Annotated in this window: 21 protein-coding genes; 9 read left to right on the top strand and 12 right to left on the bottom strand. The window is 46.2% G+C overall.

The annotated features are described in order from the left end of the window. Window positions 1-227: 227 nt before the first annotated feature. Window positions 228-353, bottom strand: coding sequence for a hypothetical protein (locus tag Q4Q57_RS16255; RefSeq protein ID WP_311891388.1), 126 nt, complete (start codon window positions 351-353; stop codon window positions 228-230). A 219-nt stretch (window positions 354-572) separates the two neighbouring features. After that, window positions 573-1,931 carry a YjiH family protein gene (locus Q4Q57_RS16250; RefSeq protein ID WP_011847491.1) on the bottom strand — a complete coding sequence of 453 codons (1,359 nt, stop codon included), beginning with the start codon at window positions 1,929-1,931 and terminating at the stop codon, window positions 573-575. Window positions 1,932-2,625: 694 nt separating this feature from the next. On the opposite strand from Q4Q57_RS16250, the gene Q4Q57_RS16245 reads away from it, so the two are divergent. After that, window positions 2,626-3,339, top strand: coding sequence for a hypothetical protein (locus tag Q4Q57_RS16245; RefSeq protein ID WP_226059615.1), 714 nt, complete (start codon window positions 2,626-2,628; stop codon window positions 3,337-3,339). Window positions 3,340-3,515: 176 nt separating this feature from the next. Here the strand turns inward: Q4Q57_RS16245 and Q4Q57_RS16240 are convergent, their stop codons facing one another. Both Q4Q57_RS16240 and Q4Q57_RS16235 read right to left on the bottom strand, forming a co-directional pair. Next, the gene (locus Q4Q57_RS16240) at window positions 3,516-4,409 is read right to left on the bottom strand and encodes a U32 family peptidase (protein ID WP_311891385.1); all 894 of its coding nucleotides are present in this window, start codon (window positions 4,407-4,409) and stop codon (window positions 3,516-3,518) included. Between the two features lie 40 nt (window positions 4,410-4,449). Then, complete coding sequence (locus Q4Q57_RS16235; protein WP_311891384.1) at window positions 4,450-5,460, bottom strand: peptidase U32 family protein; 1,011 nt, start codon at window positions 5,458-5,460, stop codon at window positions 4,450-4,452. A gap of 137 nt (window positions 5,461-5,597) precedes the next feature. On the opposite strand from Q4Q57_RS16235, the gene Q4Q57_RS16230 reads away from it, so the two are divergent. After that, the gene (locus Q4Q57_RS16230; RefSeq protein ID WP_311891383.1) at window positions 5,598-6,131 is read left to right on the top strand and encodes an SCP2 sterol-binding domain-containing protein; all 534 of its coding nucleotides are present in this window, start codon (window positions 5,598-5,600) and stop codon (window positions 6,129-6,131) included. Window positions 6,132-6,249: 118 nt separating this feature from the next. On the opposite strand, the gene Q4Q57_RS16225 is transcribed toward Q4Q57_RS16230, so the two are convergent. The 3 genes from Q4Q57_RS16225 to yegQ form a co-directional block, all read right to left on the bottom strand. Beyond that, window positions 6,250-8,139, bottom strand: a complete 1,890-nt coding sequence (locus tag Q4Q57_RS16225; RefSeq protein WP_311891382.1) for a S8 family peptidase — start codon at window positions 8,137-8,139, stop codon at window positions 6,250-6,252. Between the two features lie 498 nt (window positions 8,140-8,637). Further along, window positions 8,638-8,889, bottom strand: coding sequence for a YfhL family 4Fe-4S dicluster ferredoxin (locus tag Q4Q57_RS16220; protein WP_006082676.1), 252 nt, complete (start codon window positions 8,887-8,889; stop codon window positions 8,638-8,640). A 4-nt stretch (window positions 8,890-8,893) separates the two neighbouring features. Continuing rightward, window positions 8,894-10,261 (bottom strand): tRNA 5-hydroxyuridine modification protein YegQ, encoded by a 1,368-nt coding sequence (gene yegQ, locus Q4Q57_RS16215; RefSeq protein WP_311891381.1) that lies wholly within the window; start codon window positions 10,259-10,261, stop codon window positions 8,894-8,896. Between the two features lie 340 nt (window positions 10,262-10,601). Between yegQ and Q4Q57_RS16210 the strand changes: the two genes are divergently transcribed. Both Q4Q57_RS16210 and Q4Q57_RS16205 read left to right on the top strand, forming a co-directional pair. Then, a complete protein-coding gene (locus Q4Q57_RS16210; RefSeq protein ID WP_006082674.1) occupies window positions 10,602-11,444 on the top strand; it encodes an HDOD domain-containing protein in 843 nt (280 codons plus the stop codon). A gap of 93 nt (window positions 11,445-11,537) precedes the next feature. Next, entirely contained in the window at window positions 11,538-13,028 is a 1,491-nt protein-coding gene (locus tag Q4Q57_RS16205; RefSeq protein WP_311891380.1) for a bifunctional diguanylate cyclase/phosphodiesterase, read from the top strand. A 150-nt stretch (window positions 13,029-13,178) separates the two neighbouring features. On the opposite strand, the gene Q4Q57_RS16200 is transcribed toward Q4Q57_RS16205, so the two are convergent. Continuing rightward, window positions 13,179-13,610, bottom strand: a complete 432-nt coding sequence (locus Q4Q57_RS16200) for a thioesterase family protein (protein ID WP_106651272.1) — start codon at window positions 13,608-13,610, stop codon at window positions 13,179-13,181. Between the two features lie 221 nt (window positions 13,611-13,831). On the opposite strand from Q4Q57_RS16200, the gene Q4Q57_RS16195 reads away from it, so the two are divergent. Beyond that, entirely contained in the window at window positions 13,832-14,812 is a 981-nt protein-coding gene (locus Q4Q57_RS16195) for a chemotaxis protein (protein ID WP_106651271.1), read from the top strand. 164 nt (window positions 14,813-14,976) lie between these two features. Here the strand turns inward: Q4Q57_RS16195 and Q4Q57_RS16190 are convergent, their stop codons facing one another. Then, window positions 14,977-16,233: an adenylosuccinate synthase gene (locus Q4Q57_RS16190; RefSeq protein ID WP_106651270.1), complete on the bottom strand. Its 1,257-nt coding sequence runs from the start codon at window positions 16,231-16,233 to the stop codon at window positions 14,977-14,979. A gap of 140 nt (window positions 16,234-16,373) precedes the next feature. On the opposite strand from Q4Q57_RS16190, the gene Q4Q57_RS16185 reads away from it, so the two are divergent. Then, window positions 16,374-17,264 (top strand): LysR family transcriptional regulator, encoded by an 891-nt coding sequence (locus Q4Q57_RS16185; RefSeq protein ID WP_311891379.1) that lies wholly within the window; start codon window positions 16,374-16,376, stop codon window positions 17,262-17,264. Window positions 17,265-17,268: 4 nt separating this feature from the next. Here Q4Q57_RS16185 and Q4Q57_RS16180 read toward each other — a convergent pair whose 3' ends face one another. Together Q4Q57_RS16180 and Q4Q57_RS16175 are read right to left on the bottom strand one after the other, a co-directional pair. After that, window positions 17,269-18,093 (bottom strand): transporter substrate-binding domain-containing protein, encoded by an 825-nt coding sequence (locus tag Q4Q57_RS16180; protein WP_311891378.1) that lies wholly within the window; start codon window positions 18,091-18,093, stop codon window positions 17,269-17,271. 342 nt (window positions 18,094-18,435) lie between these two features. Next, window positions 18,436-18,870 carry a PACE efflux transporter gene (locus Q4Q57_RS16175; RefSeq protein ID WP_311891377.1) on the bottom strand — a complete coding sequence of 145 codons (435 nt, stop codon included), beginning with the start codon at window positions 18,868-18,870 and terminating at the stop codon, window positions 18,436-18,438. A gap of 90 nt (window positions 18,871-18,960) precedes the next feature. On the opposite strand from Q4Q57_RS16175, the gene Q4Q57_RS16170 reads away from it, so the two are divergent. Then, on the top strand, window positions 18,961-19,848 hold the full coding sequence (locus tag Q4Q57_RS16170; RefSeq protein ID WP_311891376.1) for a LysR family transcriptional regulator: 888 nt from the start codon (window positions 18,961-18,963) through the stop codon (window positions 19,846-19,848). Between the two features lie 109 nt (window positions 19,849-19,957). Here the strand turns inward: Q4Q57_RS16170 and Q4Q57_RS16165 are convergent, their stop codons facing one another. Continuing rightward, complete coding sequence (locus Q4Q57_RS16165) at window positions 19,958-20,581, bottom strand: TetR/AcrR family transcriptional regulator (RefSeq protein ID WP_115334105.1); 624 nt, start codon at window positions 20,579-20,581, stop codon at window positions 19,958-19,960. A gap of 393 nt (window positions 20,582-20,974) precedes the next feature. Between Q4Q57_RS16165 and Q4Q57_RS16160 the strand changes: the two genes are divergently transcribed. Together Q4Q57_RS16160 and Q4Q57_RS16155 are read left to right on the top strand one after the other, a co-directional pair. Continuing rightward, window positions 20,975-22,213 carry an efflux RND transporter periplasmic adaptor subunit gene (locus Q4Q57_RS16160; protein ID WP_311891375.1) on the top strand — a complete coding sequence of 413 codons (1,239 nt, stop codon included), beginning with the start codon at window positions 20,975-20,977 and terminating at the stop codon, window positions 22,211-22,213. A 13-nt stretch (window positions 22,214-22,226) separates the two neighbouring features. Continuing rightward, the gene (locus tag Q4Q57_RS16155) at window positions 22,227-25,385 is read left to right on the top strand and encodes a multidrug efflux RND transporter permease subunit (RefSeq protein ID WP_311891374.1); all 3,159 of its coding nucleotides are present in this window, start codon (window positions 22,227-22,229) and stop codon (window positions 25,383-25,385) included. Window positions 25,386-25,920 lie beyond the last annotated feature (535 nt).

Here is a 25,920-nt window from a genome sequence, read left to right as displayed (position 1 = left end):
CGCCTCAAGAGGGACTGTCAACGCGTGGCGTTTCCAGTCCCATTGAGCCGCGGTGGTTACGGTTGTTGTGTTTGAGTTTAGTAGTAATGCGTTGTCAGCCCCTTAGGCGGGCGTTAAATCCTTAAAAAATTTTAATCTGAAACTGAAGAGTTAGAGCAACGGCTCTATCACGTTTTTGTCCAAAAACGTGCTGTTTATTTCTTTAAAACTTACTGACTACGCCAATGCTAGAAAGGTGTGCCATGGTGATTGGCGAGACGACCGTCCGCCCCATGGACGGGGCGGTCGAGCATCCAAGGACGGACTTGCTGCGTGTCGGTGAGCGAATGCCATGGCTCATCATAAGCCAGCACTTAAAGAATTAAATGACCAAGTTTGATCCTTCAGCAGTGCTATCCAGAAATTCTTAAAGTACTTCTGTACCAAAGTGAGTTGTGTGGTGTCGAGTGGAGGTTGTACGATTAAGTCATACGATATAATCAAAACTGTCAGTTCGTGTATGAGTTACTACAAAAAAGGGGAGTCAGTTAACCTGACTCCCCTTTTAGCTGAGCTATTGTTGCCGTTAGCTTTTAGAACAGTAAATGCGCCACACCTGCGATAACTGGCAGAGTCACTAAGGTACGTAGAATAAATACCACGAACAGCTCAACAAAGTTGACGGGGATTTTACTGCCGATAAGCAATGCGCCCACTTCGCTCATGTAGATCAACTGAGTCACAGACAAGGCTGCAATTACAAAGCGGGTCATATCTGATTCAATTGAGCTGGCAAGGATTGACGGAATAAACATATCCGCAAAACCGACCACGATTGTTTTAGAGGCTTCAGTGGCTTCTGGAATATGCAGTAATTCGAGTAATGGAATAAACGGCATACCCAAATAGTTAAATATGGGCGTGTGCTCGGCGATAATCAGCGCCAGCGTACCAATGGCCATTACCACAGGGATAATGCCAAACACCATATCGACAACGTTTTTAACGCCTTCATTCAAAACGGCTTTGATGCCACCGGCACTGGCGGCTTTTTCTAAGGCTTTATCAAAACCCCAAGAGAAAGCGTTGTGACCCGCGGGGATCAGCTCATCATCTGGCATGCGTGGGGTATCGTCGATGTAGTTGTCTTTCTTCCACGATAGCGGTGGCAACTTAGGCACAATCACAGCCGCCGCAAAACCAGCGAGACACACAGTCAAATAGAAGGGCACAAACATGTGCTCTAACTTAACCTGTGAGATCACCACTAGGCTGAAGGTAATCGATACCGCCGAGAAGGTTGTGCCGATAACGGCCGCTTCTCTTTGGGTATAAAAACGTGCTTCGTATTGTTTGCTGGTCAGTAAAATACCGACACTGCCATCACCTAACCATGAGGCCATACAATCAATTGCACTGCGACCCGGTAGATTGAACACGGGGCGCATGATTTTGGTTAGCAGTGTGCCAAACAGCTCGAGTAGACCGAAGTTCAGCAGCAGCGGCAACAACATACCCGCAAAGATAAACACCGAGAACAACACGGGCAGTAAGTCGTTTAAGACTAATGCACCTGTGCTTGAGGAGTTAATAGCCTCTGGGCCTAAGCCTAAATAGGTCAGCACGACAAACACCGCACCTATGATCCGCGTGATCAACCATAAAGGACTGACATTTAATAAGGCATTAAGGAAGTGATTCTGGGCCACAAACTTAGGCTTAAATGCTTTTGACAGCGAAGAGGCCAGCGCCGTTGCCACGATAATCATGGTCACTATGAGGGTTAACACGCCGCTCAATGCGCCTTGCAGAGCTTTAGAGATAATCGCGATTGGAATAGTGATCGCATCGTTGTAGCTGATAGGGGTCATAAATAACAACAGACCGATCAGCGAAGGGACGATAAAGGTGAGTATCGTCTTAATGTTTCGATTTTTATTTTCAGTAGTCAATTTTGTACACCTTAAAGTACGAGTCGTACATGGTAAATTTGAATTAATAGCCGCACATAACGCGCTGTTGACGCCAATTAAGGTGCATTTAAATTCAACTCAAAAACGAGAATGGGGAAGATTACTCGCTTAGCTTGTCTATGTAAAACGATTCGCTAGTTAGTTTGATATAAGCAGCAAAACAGCATAGTTATTTTACTTAAGTTGTCGGTGATATTAGGTCGATACTTCTGGATGGTTTCACATAAAAAATTATTACAAACATGGTGTTATGGATTGTTGTTTCTGAGGGGTTAATCGCTTGTATGATGATGTAGTTAAAACGATTGAGATGTTATTTTTGCACGAAAAAACATCAGCAACTTTAGCCTTACAGCCCTCTTGGTTGGTTTTTTGTGCGATTTAAGCGGACTGTCCTGATAACACTTTCTATATAGCGTGGGTAAGCACTGTTTAAGAATGCCACGCTTATGTTCAGTGTATTTTGCTGCTCGGTACATTTTTATGCGACAGGCAGTTAAATCTGCTTAGAGATAATAGTGATCTTCCTCATCATCTTGATGTTTTGGAGGCTGACTAAAAAGTCGCTAATAACGATGAAAGTAAAAATATTATTCATAAAGCGGATACCCGCCGCTTTAAATCTTCTCATTTCCATGTAAGTTAGTATCATTCCTATCCAACTCAAGTATTCATGACTGCAAAAGTAGAGAAGGTTAAGATTAAAGGCGGCTCGACACTGGCCATTAAGTTTGGTTTTCTGGGGATCTTTGGGCTTTTAATCGGTATTGTGATGACTGTTTTAGGATTCGACGATGCCGAATCCCATCGCTTTAATTTTTTAAATCATACCCTAAGCGAATTGGGGACTTATGGTCATTCATCTTTTGCTGTGATCCTCAACGGGGGATTGTTTTTTGGCAGTTTAAGTCTCGTCTTTTATTGTTTGTCTTCGTTACAACAGGTGACATCTTTCTGGGGATATCCCTTTTTTATCAGTCTGGCCTGCACTTTTTTAGCTTTAGCGAGCGTGGGATTATTTCCGGTGAACGTGTATCACTTGCACGTTTTAGGGCTGAAATGGTTTTTCTATCTGGGAAGCTTAAGTGCGATTTTCTACTTAGCTTTAGTTTTTTTCGGCAAGTCTCATTTTGGTCGCTGGACTGGGTTGTTAGCCCTCATTGTGCTGTGCAGCATGATGACGTTTCTGTATGCGCCGCAATTGGATTTAGGTTTGACCGAAGGCGATAGGCCGTTTTATCAGGAGATGGTATTGCAGCTGCCGCGTCCTAGTTTATGGTGGCCGGCCCTACTGGAATGGATAGGGCTGGGGAGTCTATTGTGCTGGACCACTGTGCTGCTTTTTAGTCAGTTAAACGCCAGCCAAGAGCGAACCAGCCAAGAGTGAAACTTCACTGGTTAAACTCATTCCTTAAGTTAACGTCGATGTTGGCTTAAATTCAGATTATGGTTCCAGCTCAGATTCCTCGTTAGATTAAGCTCTGGCTCATGTTTAGGCCCAAGCTCAGTTTCTAGCTCAGTCTCATCTTCTGACTCAGACTCTGGCTAAGGCTCTGAGTCGTGCTAGGGATTGGCATGCACAGCAAGGCCTGCTTCTCCAAACCAATAGCCGTTACACTGGGTTGTCTCTAGGTTCACATCGCTGCTAATCGCAAAATGTTGAGCATTTTCAGGCGTGTTAATTGCATCGACCAAGGCATTGGCTGTGGTGATGCAGTCAAAACTACTGGGTGATACCCGAAACACATCGATCCCCATCTTTGCCATTGTCGTTATTTCACTGCGTAAATCTAAACAACTGGCGGATTGAGTTTGGATCCCATTGAGCCTGAGCAAAGGCTGCAGCTCTTGGGTTTGCGCGAGTAGCCCTTTGCTGTATTCACGGCACACTGTTTCACAATGATCTTTGGTGAGCTGTTTGTGCCTAGCGGTAAAGCAGCGCGCCGAATGGGCGAGGGGTAAATAGCCGTGGCCGAGCACTTCCACTTCAAATGACGGCTTTTGTTGGATCACTTGGCTAAGCCAAGCCTTTGAGAGTTCCACTGGCATCACAAACCTTTGCATCCCAAATCGCTGCAAAATGTCTAAACTGGCGCGATTGTAGTTATTGATACTCGCGCCGCAGACAAAGGGCAGCTTGTGCTCGTTGGCGAGATAGACAGCTGCCATATCGTTCGCTTCGACCATAAATTCGCCGTTATCGACTTGGCGTTTAAGCTCAGTATATTCCGATGGCGCTTCGATTAACGCCAGCGTTGAAATCACGACTTCTTTACCCGCCTGCTTGAGCATTTGCGCCAGCTCCAGATAATCGCCCCATTTGAGTTCGCGTCTGCGACTGCAGACGGCCTCACCTAAATACACTAAGGGGATTTGACTGGCGGCGACTTGCTGATAAAAATCAGTGACCTGTTGTTTTTGCCAGCAATACAACAGCGGGCCTAGGGAAATATGCATAACTTGTCCTTTATTAATCTGGCGCTCTGTTCATTAACCTTTATTGCCAATCACGCTCATAGGCGCCAAGTGTAGTGATTTGACCTTCGGAAACTTTTGCAAGGGCTTGTTCCCAATGGGGTTGGTTCTGGCTTGTTGGGTACAGCTCAGGATTATCCAGATAGGTGTCTATGGCTTGGCGCCAAACTCTCGTGACTTGCTCAACATAGGCTGGGCTGCGTTGGCGGCCTTCGATTTTTAGCGACACTATGCCCGCCTTGGCGAGTTCGGGCAGTAGGCTTAAAGTATTTAAACTGGTCGGTGATTCGAGCAAATACTGCGGCGAATCTTGATCTTCCGTGATGTAACGGCCTTTGCAGACTACGGGATAACCCATCCGTTCATCGAGGGCTGATTTATCAATCAACACATCGTTGAGCAGGGTTAATCGGTTCTGTCCTTCTTCCTGCCAGCGCACGTGTTTTGCCGGTGAACAAGAGCCGCCCGTGTTGGGCGATTGACCCGTCACATAGGATGACAGCTGGCAACGCCCTTCGGCCATAATGCATAGACTGCCGAAGGCGAACACTTCTAAATCCACTGGGCTGACTTTGGCAAGGTCACGCACTTGTTTCATGGATAACACCCGTGGTAACACGACTCGGGCGATGTTAAAAGCTTCTTTATAAAAGCTGAGCGCGCCCAGATTGGTCGCACTGGCTTGCACCGACAAATGCAGCGGCAAGTGTGGGTAATGTTGATGGGCATAATCGAGCAAAGAAAGATCGGCAGCAATCAACGCATCCATTCCCAGTTTTGCGGCGAGATCGATGGCTTGATACCAACGGTGTTCTTCGCCCTGTTTTGGAAAGGTATTTAAGGTTAAAAAGATTTTCTTGCCGTGTTTTTGCGTGAGCTCAGTGGCTTCTTGCAACTTTGCGGGGGTGAAGTTTAATCCTGCAAATGAGCGCGCGTTGGTGTCGTCTTTTAGTCCTAGATACGCAGCGTCGGCTCCGGCATGCAATGCCGACTTTAGCGAGGCCAGATTTCCTGCTGGACACAATAGCTCCATAGTGATGCTCCCGATAAAATGATAGCCGCAGAGTGTAGGTAAGATTGAATGGCGATGAATTGATTTAAAACAGGTTTAAGATCATAAAATCCCGATAAACTGGGATATATATGTTTTATTCTTGTAGGGTTCCCGCCATGTCCGCTGTTTTTTCCGCAAAAATCGCTCAACAACTTTTAGAATTCACCCCAAAAGCCATCGGCTTTCCCCTCGCTAAGTTGCCTTTTAGTTTCAAAGCGAAAGCCATCAGTCAATTACTTGGGCTGTTACTCGCCGAACAAGCGGCAGACGATGAACTCGGATTTTTGACTGATAAATGGGTCGCGATTCAAGTGGAAGACTTAAACCTGGCCTTTGAGGTGAGTTTTAATGGCAAGTGGCAAGTCAGAGAGTTGACCGACGCGCAGGTGAGCTTTAGTGCCAATTCGGCTGAACTAGTGTTAGTGGCAGCAGCAAAGGAAGATCCTGATACGCTATTCTTCCAGCGTAAGTTGAGTATTGAAGGCGATACAGAATTAGGGCTCGAAGTGAAAAACTTGCTGCTCAGCATCGAATTTGCCAGTATGCCGACCCCAATTCGCCTTAGCGTTGAAAAGCTCGCCGCTGTGATCGAGCGTCTGCAACTCGAAGCCAAACCAACGGTTATTCTCGCTAAGTCTCCAAGTTATTAATCAAGCTATTAATGCTACTTAGCGAGATAGCCTTCTGAATAAACCACTAAAAAGCCCACTCAGTTGTTACCTTAGTGGGCTTGAGTTTGATTCAAAACTCACTGAACCGATTCACTCGCTAGTAGCTTGCACTCAGTTGAACGCCCGAGTAATTAGCATAACCACGTAACATCACATGGTAAGTTCCCGCTTGAGTCACGGTAATCGAACAGCTTTCATTGTTACCATTTTTATAGGGGCGACAATCATAGCTGGTGGTCGTTGGGATTGTCCCTGCTTTGACATACAGATCCACGTCGCCAGTGCCGCCACTGGTGGCAATATTCAGCTGGCTATTGGCAGGGACGACGATTTTATACAGGGCTTCAGTTGCCGTTGCTCCGCTCAAATTCGTGACAGGTACGCCATTGGTTAAGCAGTTCGCATCGGTACAATTTCCGCCGCCATTAAGGTTGTAGCTGGCGGTAAGCTGGGCGTTAGCATAATTGTTATAGCCTTGGACCATCACATACCAACGACCCGCCGCAGGTGCGGTGAAATTACAGCTCTCATTGTTACCATTTTGATATGGGCGGCATTGATAGCTGGTCGTCGTCGGTTTTTGTCCTTGGCTGACATAAATATCCGCATCGCCAGACCCCCCCGCGAGGTTGATGCCTAAACTGGCCGCATTTGCGGGGACATCAATGTAGTAATAAGTTGCTGAACCTGTGGCTCCGCTGATCGCGATACCCAGATTATTTTGCAGCTGAGTCTCGTCAACGGGGCAATTATTACCACAGCCACCATCATCGCTTGCAAGTGAAAACAGTAACTTATTCGGTGAGCCTGTCTTAGCATCTGTGACTTTGCCCGAAGTGGCGCGCGTCTTGAGTAAGTTAGTCACCTGTGCGGGGGAGAGGTTAGGATTTTCATCTAAGTATAATGCCGCGACGCCTGCCACATGGGGGGAAGCCATTGAGGTGCCACTAATGGTATTAGTCGCTGAATTTGAGGTATACCAAGAAGAAGTTATGCTCGAACCGGGCGCATAGATATCAAGGCAAGTCCCGTAGTTAGAAAAACTCGAGCGGGAATCGTTACTGGTGGTTGAACCGACAGTGATGGCATCCGCGGCACGAGCAGGTGAATAGTTACAGGCGTTACTATTGTCATTGCCGGCCGCGACGACGAAGGTGATCCCCGCAGCTACGGCGGCATTGACGGCATCATCTGTGGCTTGGGAGGCGCCGCCACCTAAACTCATGTTCGCGACGGCGGGACCAGAAGCATTGTTTTTCACCCAGTTTATCCCAGCAATCACGCCAGAGTTACTGCCAGAACCTGAACAGTTGAGCACTCTGACACCCACTACATTGACGTTTTTTGCGACACCGTAGGTTGAGCCACCAATCGTCCCCGCCACATGGGTACCATGGCCGTTACAGTCAGTCGCGTCGTAATCATTATCGATAAAGTCATAGCCACTGCTTGCGCGGCCGCCGAACTCATTGTGGGTATTTAGCACGCCAGTATCGATAACAAAGGCGGTCACACCTGAGCCATCGTAATCCGTGTGATAGTTGTTATCCAATGGCAAGTTGCGTTGATCGATTCTGTCTATGCCCCAGGTCGGACTCGGTTGGTCCGCATTGGCTTCCATCATGGGCGTTACCGACATCACTTGATCTTGTTCTACGTACTTCACGTTTGGATCTTTAAGCAGTGCTTTAACTTGTTGGGCACTGGCATTGACGAGTACACCGTTGAGCACATTGCCAAAGTTTTTCATCACTCTGACATCATATTGATTGACTAAACTCTCGGCTTGTTGAACCGCGAATTCAGCTATGGTGTTGTTATTACTTAGATTAAGAACACTTGGGGTATTGAATACAACGATGTAAGTATCTTTGATGGCTTTAGATTGCGGCACATTGACCATAGTGGCTTGGTATTCATTAGCGTTAACAGGGAAGTAAGCAAGTCCAGTTGCGACTGCGACTGCTATTAAATGTTTCTTATGCATGTTGAACTCCATTTTCTTTTTATGTCTCCACGGACTTCGAGACATAATCCAATGTAGAAGGTATTTTCAACCTGCCCAGTTTAATGCTTAAGGCTTAGCTCATTCATAAAATTAAAATGTAACACTTGATTTACAATTGAGGCGTGAATGAGTTTGTACAGGAATGATGATTGAGTCGTACAAATAAGCGTCAAAATAATAACTCTCAATCCATTAAAGTGACACAGCTTGCAAAAATGGTGATTTATCAAGCGACATTATGTCTTGAACTATAAATTGTGAAGAAGGGATAAATACCGTCTGTTAGTTTTTTGACAGACAGAACTAAACCAGTGTCAGTCTAAAGTAGTGTTTTTATCAAGCTGTAATTAAATGCTCGGGTTTATGCGCTTAAATGGTTTTACATACTGTTTATATGCATGTCTGTTGCATTGTTTTAGGCGGGGATGAGGGCGGATTTGACCGAGAGGTTAGATTACCACTCGGTCTGGGATGTGATTAAGCTTTTTGCGTTAGCACGGCAAATTTCACTAACAGCTCGTCGTTGGATTCGACGCGGTTTGGATCTGGGTCGATGCAATCAATTGGGCAGACAGACACGCAAGTCGGTTTGTCGTAATGCCCCACGCATTCGGTGCAGCGGTCGGGATCGATTTCATAGATCTCTTCGCCCATAGTGATGGCCTGATTAGGACACTCAGGCTCACACATGTCGCAGTTGATGCAGCTATCGTCGATCAGTAATGCCATGACCTTAACCTAGTTCATGTGGGTTGCGCGTATCCTGACCTTGGGGCAGGTTACGCAGCAAAATACCGTGGCTCAAATCGACCTCTTTCGGCACGGGCAGATACACAGTGTGCCCAGAACCTAAGCCCGCTGCAACCGCTTCAGCCTTTCGATTTTCAAGTTGTTCAATCGTCAGACTGATATTGCCCTGCGGTGTCATCAGCTCGACACTGTCGCCAACGGAAAACTTGTTCTTCACTTCGATTTCAGCCAATCCCGCAAGGTTACGTTTACCCGTTAGTTCACCCACAAATTGTTGGGTGTCACTGACTGAGTAGCCATAGTCATAATTTTGATATTCATCATGCACATGGCGACGCAAAAAGCCTTCGGTATAACCACGGTGGGCTAGGCCTTCTAATTGATTCATTAGGCTGCGGTCGAAATCTTTACCCGATGAAGCATCTTCAATCGCGCGGCGATACAACTGTGCTGTGCGGGCGACGTAATAGAAAGACTTAGTGCGGCCTTCAATTTTAAGTGAGTCTATACCCATTTGGGTCAGGCGCTCAACGTGTTGAATCGCACGTAAGTCCTTAGAGTTCATGATATAAGTACCATGCTCATCTTCAAAGGCTGGCATGTATTCGCCGGGACGATTGGCTTCCTGCAGTAGGTAGATTTGATCCGTGGGCGCACCCGCACCTAAAGTCGTCGGAGTTTCGATTTGTACTGCATTAGGCATAGCAATGATGTCGCCGCTGTCGTTTTGCTGCGCTTCGTGTACATCGTATTTCCAGCGACAAGCATTAGTACAAGTGCCTTGGTTTGGATCGCGTTTGTTGATATAACCCGAGAGCAAACAACGGCCTGAATACGCCATGCAGAGGGCGCCATGCACAAAGACTTCGAGTTCAATATCTGGGCAGCGTTGACGAATTTCTTCGATTTCATCTAAGGACAGTTCGCGCGACAGGATCACACGTTTAATCCCTTGGGTTTGCCAAAACTTGACCGAGGCCCAGTTGATGGCATTGGCTTGTACCGATAAATGCACTACCTGATCGGGAAAGGCCTCACGCACCATCATGATTAAACCCGGATCGGACATGATCAGCGCGTCTGGCTTCATCGCCACTACGGGTTCCATGTCCTTGATATAGGTTTTTAGCTTGGCATTGTGAGGTGCTATGTTGCTCACAACATACAGTTTTTTACCCAACGCATGGGCTTCTTGTATGCCTGTGGCAAGGTTTTCCATTTTGAAGTCATTGTTACGTACCCTTAGGCTATATCTCGGCTGACCGGCATACACAGCATCTGCGCCATAGGCAAAGGCGTAGCGCATGTTTTTCAGCGTCCCTGCGGGAGATAATAGCTCTGGTTTAAACATAATCACTCTCAAATTGGTTAATTAATCGATGAATAAATGGCGCGGTGCGCGGGGGCGGGATTTTACACAATGAAAGTAGGGTTATGCAAATTGCCTTCACTAACTTTAGTGGTACTTCACATTTTGCGAATATAGGGCGTTTAGCGTGAGCGAGCAGCGAGGAACATTTCAGCTCTGGTGATAATTACTGTAGAAGATTAAAGCCGATAATTAAGGCAAAATTGATAACGCAATCATACAATTTATTAACGTCCGTTGCTTTTTTCTACGTATCTAATGACAGCCAGCTGATATACTCCAACTATCCAATGTTCATGTTTACAGATTGATGGGAGCTAAGATGTCTACCGAACATCTACTGTTAGTCAGTTTATTAAAAAAACTAAAAGATGATGCCTTAGTGCTACCGACGTTGCCGGAAGTGGCGATGCGGGTGCAAGAAGTGGTCGGACGCTCCGATGCTAGCCTTAAACAAGTGGCTGAAGTGATCGGCCAAGATGCGGCGATTTCTGCCCGTATCATTAAGGTGGCCAATAGCGCCTTATACAGTCGAGGCGTACCCGCTGAAAGTATTAACAGTGCGGTCTCACGCATTGGTTTAATCCAAATTAAAAGCATCGCAACTTCGGTGGCTATGGAGCAATTATTCATTTCCACCAATGAAATGGTGTGGGAAGTCATGGATGAAGTGTGGCGTACCTCAATCGATGTGACCGCAGCCGCCTGTGCCATGTTGCAGATGTATAATAAACGCCATTCAACCAGTCGATTAAATTTTGATACCTTAACCTTAGCCGGACTCGTACATAACATCGGCGCTTTACCTGTGTTGACCGAAGCTGAGGCGCAGCCGCATTTATTTACGAGCATTGATCAATTACGCGCGCTCGTTCGTAAAATGCAGGGGCCCTTAGGTCGTGCTGTGTTAAAGAGTTGGGATTTTTCTACCGAAGTGATGGAAGTGGTTGAGCGCTGGGCCGATTTACCTTATCTGCCTGATCACGTTACCTATCTCGACTTTATCCGTGCAGCGGCCTTCTATACCGGTGAGCTACGGGCAGGTACAGAGTTAGAACAACGTCTTGGTGTATTTGTTGCCCGTGGTTTACCCGTGACAACCGATGATTTAGCCAGTGATGAATTTATGGAAAAATTCCATTCAATTAGAGAAAGTTACCAATAATCGTTAGGCCTAAATGGAACTCAAATGGCGCTTAGGCACTCAACTGCAGTGCCATTTGATAATAAGCTTACGCGGTAAAGCAGAGGCCAAGGTATGTTCGAAATCGGGTTAGTCGTTGCTTCGCTCATTTTATTGATATTTTCATTGTATATATTGCAGGCAAAATATAGGTCGCTACGGTCACAGCAAAAGTTTTTAGCACAACTTTGTACCCAATTAGAGCAACAAAAGATTGAGCGCCAAGCTTTAGACATTGGCATTGTTCCCCAAGAGTTTGCACCTCTGTACCATACCTTAGATGAGTTATTAAAGGCCTTACCCGCAAGTGTGGGGAAGGATAAGCTAACAGGGCTGGTGAATCGCGTTGGCTTGAAACGTACGCTGGCCTCTATGATGCCGCTGACTCAAGGGACGCTAGTGCTGATTGATATTTATCGATTTCGCTATGTAAATGATCTTTTTGGGTTTGTATTTGGCGATATCCTATTAAAGCAATTTGCAGAACGGTTAAACAGCTTAAGTTTATCTCCAAGATTAATCGCACGGCTCAATGGCGATGAGTTCTGCCTATATTACGAGCAAGCGTTGACTGAGGAGCAACTCATTCATTTAAGAGGCCGTTTGCAGGTGCCTTTTAGCATTAAGAACACGCCTGTCAGCGTTAAACTTCAAATCGGTTGTGTGCATTTACATGAACACCACGCCGACACGAGCCAGATGTTACGTCGCGTCGATTTGGCGCTGAAGAAAGCCCGTCACTCTCGTAGCGCGATTGCTTACTATGCCGCGAATGATGATATTCAACAGTTAAGAGAACTGAGAATTATCGATAGCTTGCCCAAAGGCTTACAACGCAATCAAGTGTATATGGTGTATCAAGCGAAACAGGATATTGCGACGGGACGGTGTTTTCAGGTTGAAGCCTTGATGCGCTGGGAGCACGACGAGCTTGGGGTTATTTCTCCTGGCGAGTTTATCCCCTTAGCCGAATATGCTGGCATGATTGATTTAGTGAGCCAATGGGCACTCGACCAAGTGTTAGCGCAGCAGGCAAAATGGCGCGCTGCAGGGATACAATTGTGCGTTGCAGTCAACCTATCAACACGGGATCTTGACAGTGAAACCTTGCCCCAAGAAATTGCGGCGAGATTGGCGCATTACAAACTTCCGCCCGAATCCTTAATGATTGAAATTACCGAGAGTACCTTAATGGCGGATTTAACTAAGGCGGTCGAAACCTTAGATAAAATTCGTGCGTTAGGGGTTAGGCTCGCAATTGATGATTTTGGTACCGGTCATTCTTCACTGGCTTACTTGAAGCATCTACCCGTCAATGAAGTCAAAATCGATAAAGCCTTTTTAAAGGATCTCGAGCAGGATAAACCGTCGGAATATATCCTCGAAGCCAGTATTAATATTGCTAAAAAACTCGGTTATGAGGTGACTGTCGAAGGGATTGAAACCCCTGAAATCAGAGAGATACTCGTCGCTATGGGCGTCGATACCCTTCAAGGCATGTATTATGCTAAGCCCATGCGTGCCGCCGAACTTGAAATGAATTGGGCTAAGCTGCATCACATTTAAATCAGCCATTCATTAAACCAACTCTGAGTAATGTTAGACCCAGTAAATCCGACATCAATTAACGTTAGGGCAGCTTTAATGAGTCGTTGCTCGCCCCATTCCTACGGGGCTCTAACGATATTCATTATCACTTTAGTCAAATCGCCCGTATTAGTTTTGCACCTTTGAGGCAAAACCTTGGCTTAAAACGGCGATTAACTCCGCTGGCATAGGCGCTAATTGGCGAGCTTGATTCATACACACCATTTCAATGGTGGCGGTGACGGCAGGCTTTTTACCTTGTGGACGCCAAATCTCCTGCTGCCACACAGTGCGGTACTTACTTTCGAAGTAAAACTGAGTGCGCACATCGATAATATCGGCAAACTCCACCCCTTCATGGCACAGCATATCGCTACGATACACAGCAAAACCCAGCTGGTTTTGTTGCCACAAGGCACTTAAACGCTCCGCACCAATTACATGCTCACGGGCACGCTCGAAGTATTTCAAAAAGTTGGGGTGATACACCACGCCAGAAAAATCAGTATCTTCATAGTAGATTTGCACTGGAAAGGAAAAGGTCGGGCTAAATTGCGGCATGGGTTACGGCTATTTTAGATAGTTTTATTGCGCATTAGTTTAGCGGCTTATCTCTTTAAACAAAAGTAAGCCCGTGATCAATCTGTGATCAACTCATATTCAAGAAATATCACGCTAATCAGGCAGTAAAATCGCACTATCGTGCCTAACTCATTAATCCCTTCCTATACTGATAGCTGGAATACCTTTCTTATGTTGATTTGCTAGGTTGAGAGCTTCATATGAGCGAAATAAAAAAATCAGAAATATTGACCGAAAGTGGCACAAATGAACTCGAGATTATTGAGTTTCATCTGCATAAGATTCTCCCTAACGGCGGCCATAAAGTCTGTCATTACGGGATCAATGTCGCCAAAGTGCGGGAAGTGATTCGGGTGCCAGAAACCTCCGACTATCCCAATGCACAACCGCATATGGTGGGGGTGTTCTCTTTGCGAGAAAAGCTGATCCCTTTAGTCGATCTTGCTGGTTGGCTAGGCATATCGACACCGGAAGATTTAACCCATAAGGTCGTTATCGTCACTGATTTTAATAAGATGATTAATGGCTTCTTAATTGATAGTGTTCGTAGTATTCATCGGGTGTCGTGGGAGCAAGTTGAATCGCCGAGTCAGTTTTTAGAAGCGGGTGAAAATGATTGTGTCGTTGCCGTGGTTCGCCGTGATGGCATGCTGATTATGATATTGGATTTTGAGAAAATCATTGCCGATATCAATCCCGAGCTGAGTATGGATAAGTACGATGTCACCCTCGATAGGAGCGTGCTGATCAATGATAAAATGCTGGCGAAACGAGAAGCGAAAACCATTTTGGTCGTCGATGACTCCGCTTTTATTCGCAAAATGATTGAAAATACGCTCCGCAGTGCAGGTTATAACATTATTACAGCTAAAGATGGTGGTGATGCGCTTGAAATGCTAATGGAATTTGAGAGTCTGGCTGAACAAGATAATGCTTCTATTTCAGACTTTGTCAGTGCTGTAATCACGGACGTTGAAATGCCTCGCATGGATGGCATGCATCTGGTTAAACGCTTAAGAGAATCCAAGGCATATCAACACATGCCGATTGTGATGTTTTCTTCCCTAATGAGCGAGGATAACCGTATAAAGGCAATAGCATTGGGGGCGAATGACACTATTACTAAACCCGAAATTGGCCGTATGGTCGGTATGATAGATAAATACGTATTTGAAGAGTAATGCCATTTCATTACGCTGCGATCTTTGAGTATCAAATACTTAGTACTAGATATATCAATCCAGCTACCAGCGTCTTGAGAGATTCTTCAATGACAAACGATATAAAAGTAAAAAGCCATATTCACCGAAGCGAATATGGCTTTTTTGTAGGGTAAACTTCGCGACTAGCGGATGATCATTTGATCGCGCTCAGGCCCAACAGAAACCATGCTAACGCGCACACCCATTAGGGCTTCAATACGTTCAACATAGTGTTGCGCGGCCACTGGCAGGCTCTCAAAGGTGCGACAACCGGTAATATCTTCGCTCCAGCTTGGCATTTGCTCATACACTGGGCTCAACGCGGCAGTTTGTGGCCAAATTGGGTTCTCAGTGTGCTCACCTTCATAGGCAACACAGATTTTCAGATCTTTCATCCCTGAAAGGCAATCAATCTTAGTTAGGGCAATTTCAGTTGCCGCTTGCAGCTCAACACCATTACGGGTGGCAACAGCATCGAAGTAACCCATGTCACGTGGACGGCCTGTGGTTGCACCAAATTCATTGGCGTTTTCACGGAACGCGTCTTGCTCTTCCATTGCCGTCACTAACGTGCCTGTACCTACTGATGAGCTAAAGGCTTTCGCTACCGCAATTACGCGCTCTGGGCGTAGCGCAGGTAAACCACTACCGATACCTGCGTAAGCCGCAGTCACGTTTGATGAGGTGGTGTAAGGGTATTCGCCGTACACTAAGTCGCGGCCAGCACCTAATTGCGCTTCAAACAGTAAGCTTGCATCTTGTTTTTGTAATGCTTTTAATGGCTCAGTCACATTGCAAATAAATGGACGCCATGGCGCAGTCACTTCTAATAACCATGCAGTCATTTCAGCGGCAGTTTGATTAAAATCACAGCTTGGATAAAGTGCCTTTAATTGTGGCATTTTCCAGTCGAGCATAAATTGAATACGTTCTTGCAGCACTTCAGGTTGGTTTAACCAACCGACTAAAATGCCTTTTTTCATCACGCGATCACCATAGGCAGGTGCAATCCCTTGACGGGTTGAACCATAGGCTAAATCGCCAAGACGTTGTTCTTCTAAGGTATCTTCTAATGCATGCAAAGGTAAGCACAGGGTCGCACGGTCAGAAATGCATAATTTGACTTCAACACCTGTTGCTTGTACTTCAGCAATTTCAACGCTGAGCTTTTCTGGGCTGATCACCATGCCAGGGCCCAATACTGCAATGCAGTTAGGGTTGAAAATGCCACTCGGTAATTGGTGTAATTTAAAGGTGCCATAGTCGTTGACTACGGTATGTCCGGCGTTGTTACCGCCTTGAAAGCGAATACTGGCAGCGGCATCCGCGGCTAAATAATCTACGATGCGGCCTTTGCCTTCATCACCCCAATTTGCACCCACAACCACGATAGACGGCATAACATCATCTCCACATTGATTAAGACGCTATGCTAGACCCGTCATTTGAATAAGAGAAATTAATTATGGTTATCATCTCAATAAGGATTTCATATATCATTGGTGATAATTAACGCTAATACTCTGCAATAGGGGGTTTTATGCTCGATATAAATTGGTTAAAGACTTTTGTGACTTTGGCTGAACATAAGCATTTTGGCAAAGCGGCCACGGCGCTGCACATGACGCAGCCCAATGTTAGCTTGCATATTAAGCAGTTAGAGCAAAGCACTCGGGTCAAGTTGATTGATCGTAATCCCTTTCGATTAACGCAGGCAGGGTTTCGTCTGTTGGAGACGAGTCAAAAGACTTTGATGGAGCTACAAATCTGTCAGGCGGATCTCAATGCGATTAACGACCTTAGTCAGGGTACCTTGACCATCGCCGCCAGCGACATTATCTCGCGGTTATTGTTGATCCAGCCGTTTCAGCTCTTTAAGGCGGAGTTCCCTGGGATTGATTTCTCGCTGCTCAATACTACCTCATCCCAAGCTTCTGAGTTAGTGACCAATGCCGAGGCGGATTTAGGGTTTGTGATCGCGCAAAAGGAGAGTCAGCCACTGCATTTTACTGAACTACAACAGATTAAATGGTGTGCAATCGGGGACAATTTACAACAATGGCAACAGGCAACGCCTTCTGTGGATACGCCCTTAGCCGAGCAACCGACGTTAATTCTACTGGGTCACGATACGCGAACTCGCGAATTGCTCGATCCCGCACTGCCGTCGCTGAACTTATCGAATTACAGAATTATGGAGGTGGGCAGTGTTGACGCGCAAATCGATTGGGCCGAGGCGGGATTTGGGGTCGCTATCGTGCCGGAGTTTTCGGTTTATACTAAGGCGAATTTGACCACTAAAGTCACTCCGCTGCCACAATTTCCCACAACCAGTTTGGGCTATATTGTGCGCCAGAATCAGATCCTGTCTAAGGCCATCAAGCAGCTATTATATTGGGTGAATCAAGAGATTATTCGCTCGCAGCGATAGGGAATTAGTCAGCGACTAAGAGTAATTTTTCGTATTGGCCTGTGGCTTTTAGCAGTGATAAGCCCGCGTCGAGTTGGGTCGCTAAGGTCTGCGCCTGTGGGTTTTCCTTCGAGAATGCCAAAAAAATATCGCTGCTATGGTTAGCAAATACAGGAATGACGTCATCATCTACGCCCATTTTTTTCAGGTTTTCTTTCGCGACTAAATCGAACATTAAGGCGGCATCTATGCGTCCAATCAACAATAAATTAATTAATTGCTGCTGATTAGCGACGGTGACGATATTGAGCTGTTGCTGTTTGACTAATTTGGGAAACTCATCGCCATATTCATAGCTTTTAATTACTCCAATAACCGCGCCTTTTGGTAGTGCCCATTTGTTGTCAGCCAATATAGGTTTTTGTTTTTTTTGATAAAATGATGCGGTTGCAACAAGCAGTGGGGTTTTGCCAAAGATAAAACGTTGCTCGGTGCTGATCTCGCGGGTGACATTAAATACCCCGTCTACTGCGCCTTTTTCTGCCATCATCAAGGCACGAGAATAGGGCACGACTAAGCTATTTACTTCAATATGCGACTGCTTAAAGGCGGCTTGAATTAAACGGTGGGAAATACCTTGGCCAAACTGATTGGCAAAGGGCGGCCAACTGTCTTCTGCAGCTAAAGTTATCGTTTGAGGTTGGGATTCTGCGGGCACAGCATTGCTTTCTTGGGCGAGTGCCATGTTGTAAACCATAGATGCGAGTAATAAAACGACGCTAAGTATTAATGCTGAGGGCAAATTTAATGCCTGCTGCATCCTGAGCTTCACTCTGTTCCCTACACGCATTTTGCTTCCATCTCCCTGCTTAATATATGGCTTTTATAGCATAAAGAATTATATCTAGACTAATGATTTGAATATTAATTATTGATAGCGAGTACTTTTGTGATGTTCATAGGATATTTCAACAACCTCAGTTTGCTGTGTGCGGGTCTATTACTTTCGTTTACTGTGTTTACCATATTTAAGTGGGATTTTGCGCTGGGCAACGAATGAACAGGCTTAGCATTTTTGCTAAGTAGAAGAAATTGAAATGGATAGGTTTCAAAACGGCCATCAAACGAACCGCTAAAGTGCTTAGTGAGGTTCGTTTGATGGTGTGTTGTGTTGATGTTGATGTTGGCTGGGCTATTTGACCTTGGTGGCTTGCATCGTAAACCAAGTCTTATAGGGCTGATACTTGTCATAGCACCAATGGAATAGGGTGCTGTAGAAGAAGAAAAAGATCAAAAAAGCCGCTTCTAAGCCCATGGCTGCCAACCAGCCTATCTGTAAAAACCAAGCGATGGTCGGTATGCTAATGAAAATAAGTCCCCCTTCAAATCCAAAGGTATGCAGTATTCGGTTTTTTAAAGTGCGTCGCTCTCGATTTGCCCCAAATACCCTGTCGAATCCTAGGTTGTAGAAGTAGTTCCACACCACGGTATAAAGACTCAAAGCGATACCGACTATGACAAGCTCACTGGTTCCCTTGCCTGATATGAGGGCAGAAACCGGGATAATAATCGCGAGTGCAATCGCTTCAAAGAGTAAGGCGTTAAAGATACGTTCTGTCGTTTTCATGGCTATTTCCCATTCATTCAATGTGACTATGGCCATAATTTTATCTAGTATAGGGATAAGTAATAGTTAGATAGTATCGGTAAAAGCGATATGTTTAGTCTCGAACAGCTCGAAGCCTTTATAGAAACCGTAGAATCTGGTTCATTTTCGAATGCCGCAAGGCAATTGAAGAAAGCACAATCCGTGATTAGCCAGCATGTGATGAATCTTGAAATTGATTGTGGGGTTGAGTTATTTGACCGTTCGGGTCGTTATCCGGTATTAACGGCCGAAGGCAGTAAATTATTGCCCTACGCAAGAGCGACGATTCTTCAACATAGAAGGCTCAAACATACCGCCTTATCGCTTTTTAGTCGTCAATCTTCAGAAGTGTGCCTTGCGATGGATGAAGGCATTCCTATACAGAGAATATCTGAAATCATTCAGTTGTTAGAAAGTGATTTCCCTAATATCGAACTCGAGTTTCTCAGTGCCTCAAGCATAGATATTATCGACATGGTGCATTCGGGAAGAGCATCTACAGGACTAATTTTTAGCGAATTATCTATGCCAAGTAGTATCGATTTTGAGAGTATTGGTGTGATTCAATTTGATCTGTATGTGGCGAGTTCGCATCCCTTAGCGAAATCAGTTGCACCGAACATAGACTCATTGCGACTGTATCGACAATTATGCATCCGCTCACGTAATACTAAAACCAGCAGTTTTCAGCAGGCGTTCAGTCCTGATGTTTGGTATGCCGATAACTATTACGTGTTATTGGAGCTCGCATTACAGGGCCATGGTTGGTGTCTGTTGCCAGAGCATATGGCATCCAGCTCAGTTTTATCGGGTAACTTGACTCGCGTTCCCATAGAATTTGAGCAGATAGGCTGGTATGCAAACGTCGATGTGATCCAGCATCAAGATAAAAGCAACTTGCCATTATTGAAACGACTCAGGCAACAGTTTAGAGAACTCTTGGTTGTGCAGAAGTAAATGGTTGGACAGAAATAAAGCAAAGCATAAATTAAACCCCAGTTAAGTGAGAACTCAACTGGGGTTTATTGTTTGTGCGCATTAGGATTTGTGCATTAGAATTTATGGATCAGGACTCATCATTGCGCGGAAAGTTAGCGAGCACTAGCTCGGCGACTTTGCGTAATTCATTCGGGCAAATCCCACTGGTCGCTTGTACGGCCATGCCTTGCAATACTGTGCCGACATAACGGGCAAGCAGTAACGGCTCGGCATCTGCGGGCAAATCCCCTTCATCTTTAGCGCGTTGCAATCTTTCGCACAGGGCGATTTCACCGTCGCGGCGACGATTAATCAAAGTGTCTTTAATCGCTTGCCCTGCTTCACTGCAGGTTAATGCCCCTTGAACAATCAAACATCCCTGCGGATGGCTTTTATCCACCAAGGAGCTCGCGGCCCCGAGCAGCATTGACTCGACCACTAGATAGGCGGTTTTCTGCTCCAGCGCGGGATAGAAAAACGCACAGGGGCGTTGTTCATATAATTCTATCGCTTTGAGAAATAACTGTTCTTTATTGCCGAAGGCGGCATAAAGGCTTGGCTTATTAATGCCCATAGCTTGGGTTAAATCGGTTAACGACGTACCTTCAAAACCTTTGCGCCAAAAGACTTCTAAGGCTTTGGCTAATGCATCGTCAGTGTCGAAGGCACGTGGGCGACCTACACAGGGCGTCGGGGTGACGGTTGACATCATTAGGCTCCTCAATTCTCAATTGCCCCTAGGATAGACATGGGTTTAGTCCGTGTCCAGCCACACTTGCTGACTGATGACTGACTAAGGGGATCTGTCTACTTAGTCATTCAAGCTGTCACCTAAGTTCAGCATTCAATCCGTGTCAGTCAGCGTTCGCCTCAATATTCATAAAAATGCGTTGAAGATCAAACTTGTGGCTTACCGCCTAAGGGCGCATTGCAAAGTGAAGGTTAGTGCGCGCCTTTAATTTAATACCAATCGGTACATAAATTTGTTGACAGAGTCATTTTACGCTATATATTACCGTCCAGTACAGAATATTTTTTACCAGTCGGTATTTAAATGTGTGTGGTTCGAACAGCGTGACATGCCCGCCACTTTGAGGATAGTAATATGAAGAGCAATAAACCCTTACGAATAATGATGTTAACGGCTGTGGCCGCTTTCGTTCTTTCTGCTTGTGGTGAGCAAACAGCGCAGCAGGGGCCAGCATCTAGTGCGCCTATGGTGGATGTCGCTCAAGTATTGCATGAGCGAGTGACCGAATGGGACGAGTTTACCGGCCGTTTACAGGCGCCAGAAAGTGTCACCCTTATCCCACGTGTATCTGGATATATTGACTCAGTGAATTTTAAAGAAGGCGCCTTAGTGAAAAAAGGCGAGGTGTTATTCCGCATCGATCCCAGTGTTTTTGAAGCGGAAGTGGCCCGGTTAAAAGCAGATCTTGCTAGCGCACTCTCTGCTGAGCAACTGGCCACCAATGACTTCGAACGAGCCCATAAATTGTTTGACCAAAAAGCGGTATCCGCCGAGTTACTCGATACCCGTGAGTCGAACAAACGTCAGACCGCGGCAGCAGTGGCTTCGGTGAAAGCGGCGCTGATGCGCGCCGAGCTTGATTTAGCTTATACCCAAGTACAAGCGCCGATTGATGGCCGCGTGTCCTATGCCAACGTCACTGCGGGTAACTATGTCACCGCAGGGCAGAGTGTGCTGACCAGCTTAGTCTCTACCGCCAGCATGTATGCCTATTTTGATGTGGATGAGCAAACCTACCTTAAATACGTGAAATTAACGGCCGAGAAGAAACGCAACGATCCCCGCGCAGGCGACAATCCTGTGTACATGGCCTTAGCCAATGAGCGTGATTATCAGCATATCGGCATGGTGGACTTTGTGGATAATGCGATGGATAAGCAAACCGGCACCATTCGCGTGAGAGCCACCTTTGACAATGAAGACAATAGCTTATTGCCTGGCTTATTTGCCCGCCTTCGCACCGCAGGCAGCGGCGCTTATGAAGGTATCTTGATTGACGATAAAGCCGTTGGCACAGATCTGAACAATAAGTTTGTGTTGGTCGTCGGTGCCGATGGTTTAGTCGAATATCGCGGCGTGACCTTAGGCGAGAAAGTCCAAGGGCTGCGTATAGTCACTCAAGGTTTAGAAGCCGAAGACAAGATTGTCGTCAACGGTATGCAGCGTGTGCGGCCTAAGATGCAAATTGATCCGCATATGGTTGAAATGGTTGACAGCGACAAGCTTGAAGCATTACGCCAAGCCCAGTTATTGCTCGATAAAAACCAAGATACTTTGACGGCGCAAGCGGTCGAAACGGCTAGCCGCGGTTAAGGAATAGAACACCATGTTGTCGCAGTTTTTCATTAAAAGACCAATATTTGCAGCCGTACTCTCACTGCTGTTTTTTATCACAGGGGCGATTGCCGTTTGGCAGTTGCCGATCACTGAATACCCTGAAGTTGTGCCGCCCACAGTCGTGGTGACCGCTAACTACCCAGGCGCTAATCCTAAAGTGATTGCCGAAACCGTGGCCTCGCCGCTGGAGCAGGAAATTAACGGCGTCGAAGACATGCTGTATATGTCATCGCAGGCGACATCTGATGGGCGCATGACCTTGACCATCACCTTTGCGATTGGCACAGATGTAGACAGGGCGCAAAACCAAGTACAGAGCCGTGTCGATCGCGCTATGCCACGTTTGCCACAGGAGGTTCAACGCCTCGGGATTGTGACCGAGAAATCATCGCCAGACTTAACCATGGTGGTGCATTTGCTGTCGCCAGATAACCGTTATGACATGCTGTATTTGTCTAACTATGCGGCGCTCAACGTAAAAGATGAGTTAGCACGTATCAAGGGTGTGGGCGCGGTACGCTTGTTTGGCGCGGGGGAATACAGCCTGCGTATTTGGCTTGACCCGAATAAAGTCTCGGCGCTGGGTTTATCGCCAGCGGACATTATTGCCGCCGTGCGCGAGCAAAACCAACAGGCGGCAGCGGGCAGTTTAGGTGCTCAGCCCAGTGGTAGTGCTGACTTCCAACTCTTAATTAACGTGAAAGGCCGTTTAACTGAACTGTCTGAATTTGAAGATATTATTGTCAAAGTTGGCCAAAACGGTGAAGTGAATCGTTTGAAGGATGTGGCTCGTATCGAGCTGGGTGCGACAAGCTATGCGCTGCGCTCACTTCTGGATAACAAAGATGCAGTGGCGATTCCTGTGTTCCAAGCATCGGGTTCAAATGCGATTCAGATTTCCGATGACGTGCGCGCCAAAATGGCTGAATTGTCTAAAGGATTCCCCGAAGGATTAACGTACGAAATCGTTTACGACCCAACCGTGTTCGTGCGCGGCTCGATTGAGGCGGTGATGAAAACCTTGCTTGAAGCCGTGTTGCTGGTGGTGTTAGTGGTAGTGCTGTTCTTGCAAACGTGGCGCGCCTCAATTATTCCGCTGGTGGCTGTGCCTGTATCGTTAGTTGGTACCTTTGCCTTTATGCATTTGCTCGGCTTCTCACTTAACGCACTGTCGCTGTTTGGACTCGTGCTCGCCATCGGGATTGTGGTGGACGATGCAATTGTGGTGGTCGAAAACGTCGAGCGTAATATTGCCGCTGGTTTAAGCCCAGTTGCGGCAACGCAAAAGGCGATGAAAGAAGTGACCGGCCCGATTGTGGCAACCACCTTAGTGCTGGCGGCGGTGTTTATTCCTACGGCGTTTATGAGTGGTTTAACCGGGCAGTTTTATAAACAGTTTGCGTTGACTATCACTATTTCGACCTTTATCTCGGCGATTAACTCACTCACTTTGAGTCCAGCATTGTCCGCGTTATTGCTCAAGAGCCATGATGCGCCGAAGGATGGTTTAACCCGTCTAATGGACAAGTTGCTCGGTGGTTGGTTGTTCGCGCCTTTTAACCGCTTATTTAGCCGTGCATCCGATGGCTATGGTTGGTTAGTGCGTAAAGTGATCCGTTTTGGCGGCATTATCGGCCTAGTGTACTTAGGCATGGTAGCGCTAACAGGCGTGCAATTTGCTCATACACCAACGGGTTATGTACCGGGTCAAGATAAACAGTATTTAGTGGCGTTTGCTCAGTTGCCCGATGCGGCATCCCTTGAACGTACTGATACCGTTATCAAAAAGATGTCTGAGATTGCCCTTAATCACCCAGGTGTGGCGCACTCTATTGCCTTCCCAGGCCTTAGCATCAACGGTTTTACTAATAGTCCTAACTCAGGCGTTGTGTTTGTCGCGCTTGATGATTTTGAATTGCGTAAGAGTCCAGAGCTGTCGGCGAATGCCATTGCTGGGCAATTGAATAAAGAGTTTGCTGGTATTCAAGACGCATTTATTGCCATCTTCCCGCCGCCACCTGTGCAAGGCCTCGGTACTATAGGAGGGTTCCGTCTGCAAATTCAAGACAGAGCCAACCTTGGTTATGAGGCCTTGTATCAGGTGACCCAACAAGTGATGTACAAGGCGTGGGCCGATCCTCAATTAGCCGGAATTTTCTCTAGCTATCAGGTGAACGTGCCACAACTTGAACTGGATATTGATCGAACTAAAGCGAAACAGCAGGCAGTGTCGCTCGATCAAATCTTCCAGACATTACAAACCTATATGGGCTCGACCTATGTCAACGATTTCAATCGTTTCGGTCGAACCTATCAGGTGAATATGCAAGCCGATGAGGCATTCCGTCAAAGCCCGCAGCAGATAAGTCAGCTGAAGGTGCCGAATCTGAATGGTGATATGATCCCGCTAGGGTCGTTCATCAACGTCAGCCAAAGCTCAGGCCCAGACAGAGTGATGCACTATAACGGCTTTACGACCGCTGAAATCAACGGTGGCCCAGCAGCAGGTGTGAGTACCGGCCAAGCGCAGGCAGCGATTGAGAAAATCCTCGCCGAGACGCTGCCAAATGGTATGACCTACGAGTGGACTGAGTTGACCTATCAGCAAATCTTAGCAGGCAATACGGGCTTGTTAGTCTTCCCGCTGGTGATCTTACTGGTGTTCATGGTGCTCGCAGCCCAGTACGAGAGCTTAAGCTTGCCATTGGCGATTATCTTAATCATTCCAATGACCTTGCTCTCAGCCCTCAGTGGAGTGTTAATTTACGGTGGTGACAACAATATCTTCACCCAAATTGGCCTCATAGTGCTGGTAGGACTTGCGACTAAGAACGCTATCTTGATTGTCGAGTTCGCAAAAGAGAAACAAGATCACGGTATGGCACCTATGGATGCAATATTAGAGGCCGCAAGATTACGTTTACGTCCTATCTTGATGACATCTATCGCCTTTATTATGGGAGTAGTGCCTATGGTATTCTCCACTGGCGCTGGCGCCGAGATGCGTCAAGCCATGGGCGTAGCAGTATTCGCCGGCATGATTGGGGTGACTGTGTTTGGTCTAATCCTAACCCCATTGTTCTACTACGCACTGGCAAAGCGAGGCAGTAAAAAAGTCGAAGAGCATAAAGAGCTAACCGTCAGTTAAGCTTGTTTCTCTCGATGGATAAATGCGTAAAAAAGGCCTACATCAAGTAGGCCTTTTTTGTTTGTTCGCGGCGAAAAATATGAAACCTGACTATCTTTAGTTGGGATAAGTTGAGATTAGATTGCCGGCAAAGTTACAGTCAAAGATGGATAGATTGAGGCGTATATGGGCTTGCTTTAATTGCCTATGAACAACAAAAAGTCATTTGCCAGATCAGTGTGTTAGTTATATTGCTTATTGTTCATGGCAGGCCTATGTTGGCTAGATTCAACTGTTTTATTCAGCCAATGAGCTCGCAGTGATATTTGATCTCAGTTAAGCGCCATAGTCGATTTAAACGCTTGTGGTTATCCGTGCTTTAAATGTGTGTATGATGTTGTTTATCCATTATTTGTGGTCACTTTCATGCGTAATGGCAGTTGGACGATTAGAATGATTACTGTTTTGGCGCTCTTCTATAGGTTCCAATGGAATATTCGATATATTAGTGATGTACAATGCCAGACGAATAAAAATAGTTTGTTTTACGCCGTAC

The organism is Shewanella sp. SP2S2-6 (assembly GCF_031931965.1).
Taxonomy (GTDB): domain Bacteria; phylum Pseudomonadota; class Gammaproteobacteria; order Enterobacterales; family Shewanellaceae; genus Shewanella; species Shewanella baltica.
Note: the sequence above shows the minus strand (reverse complement) of the source record. Positions and strands in the feature narration are given on the sequence as shown.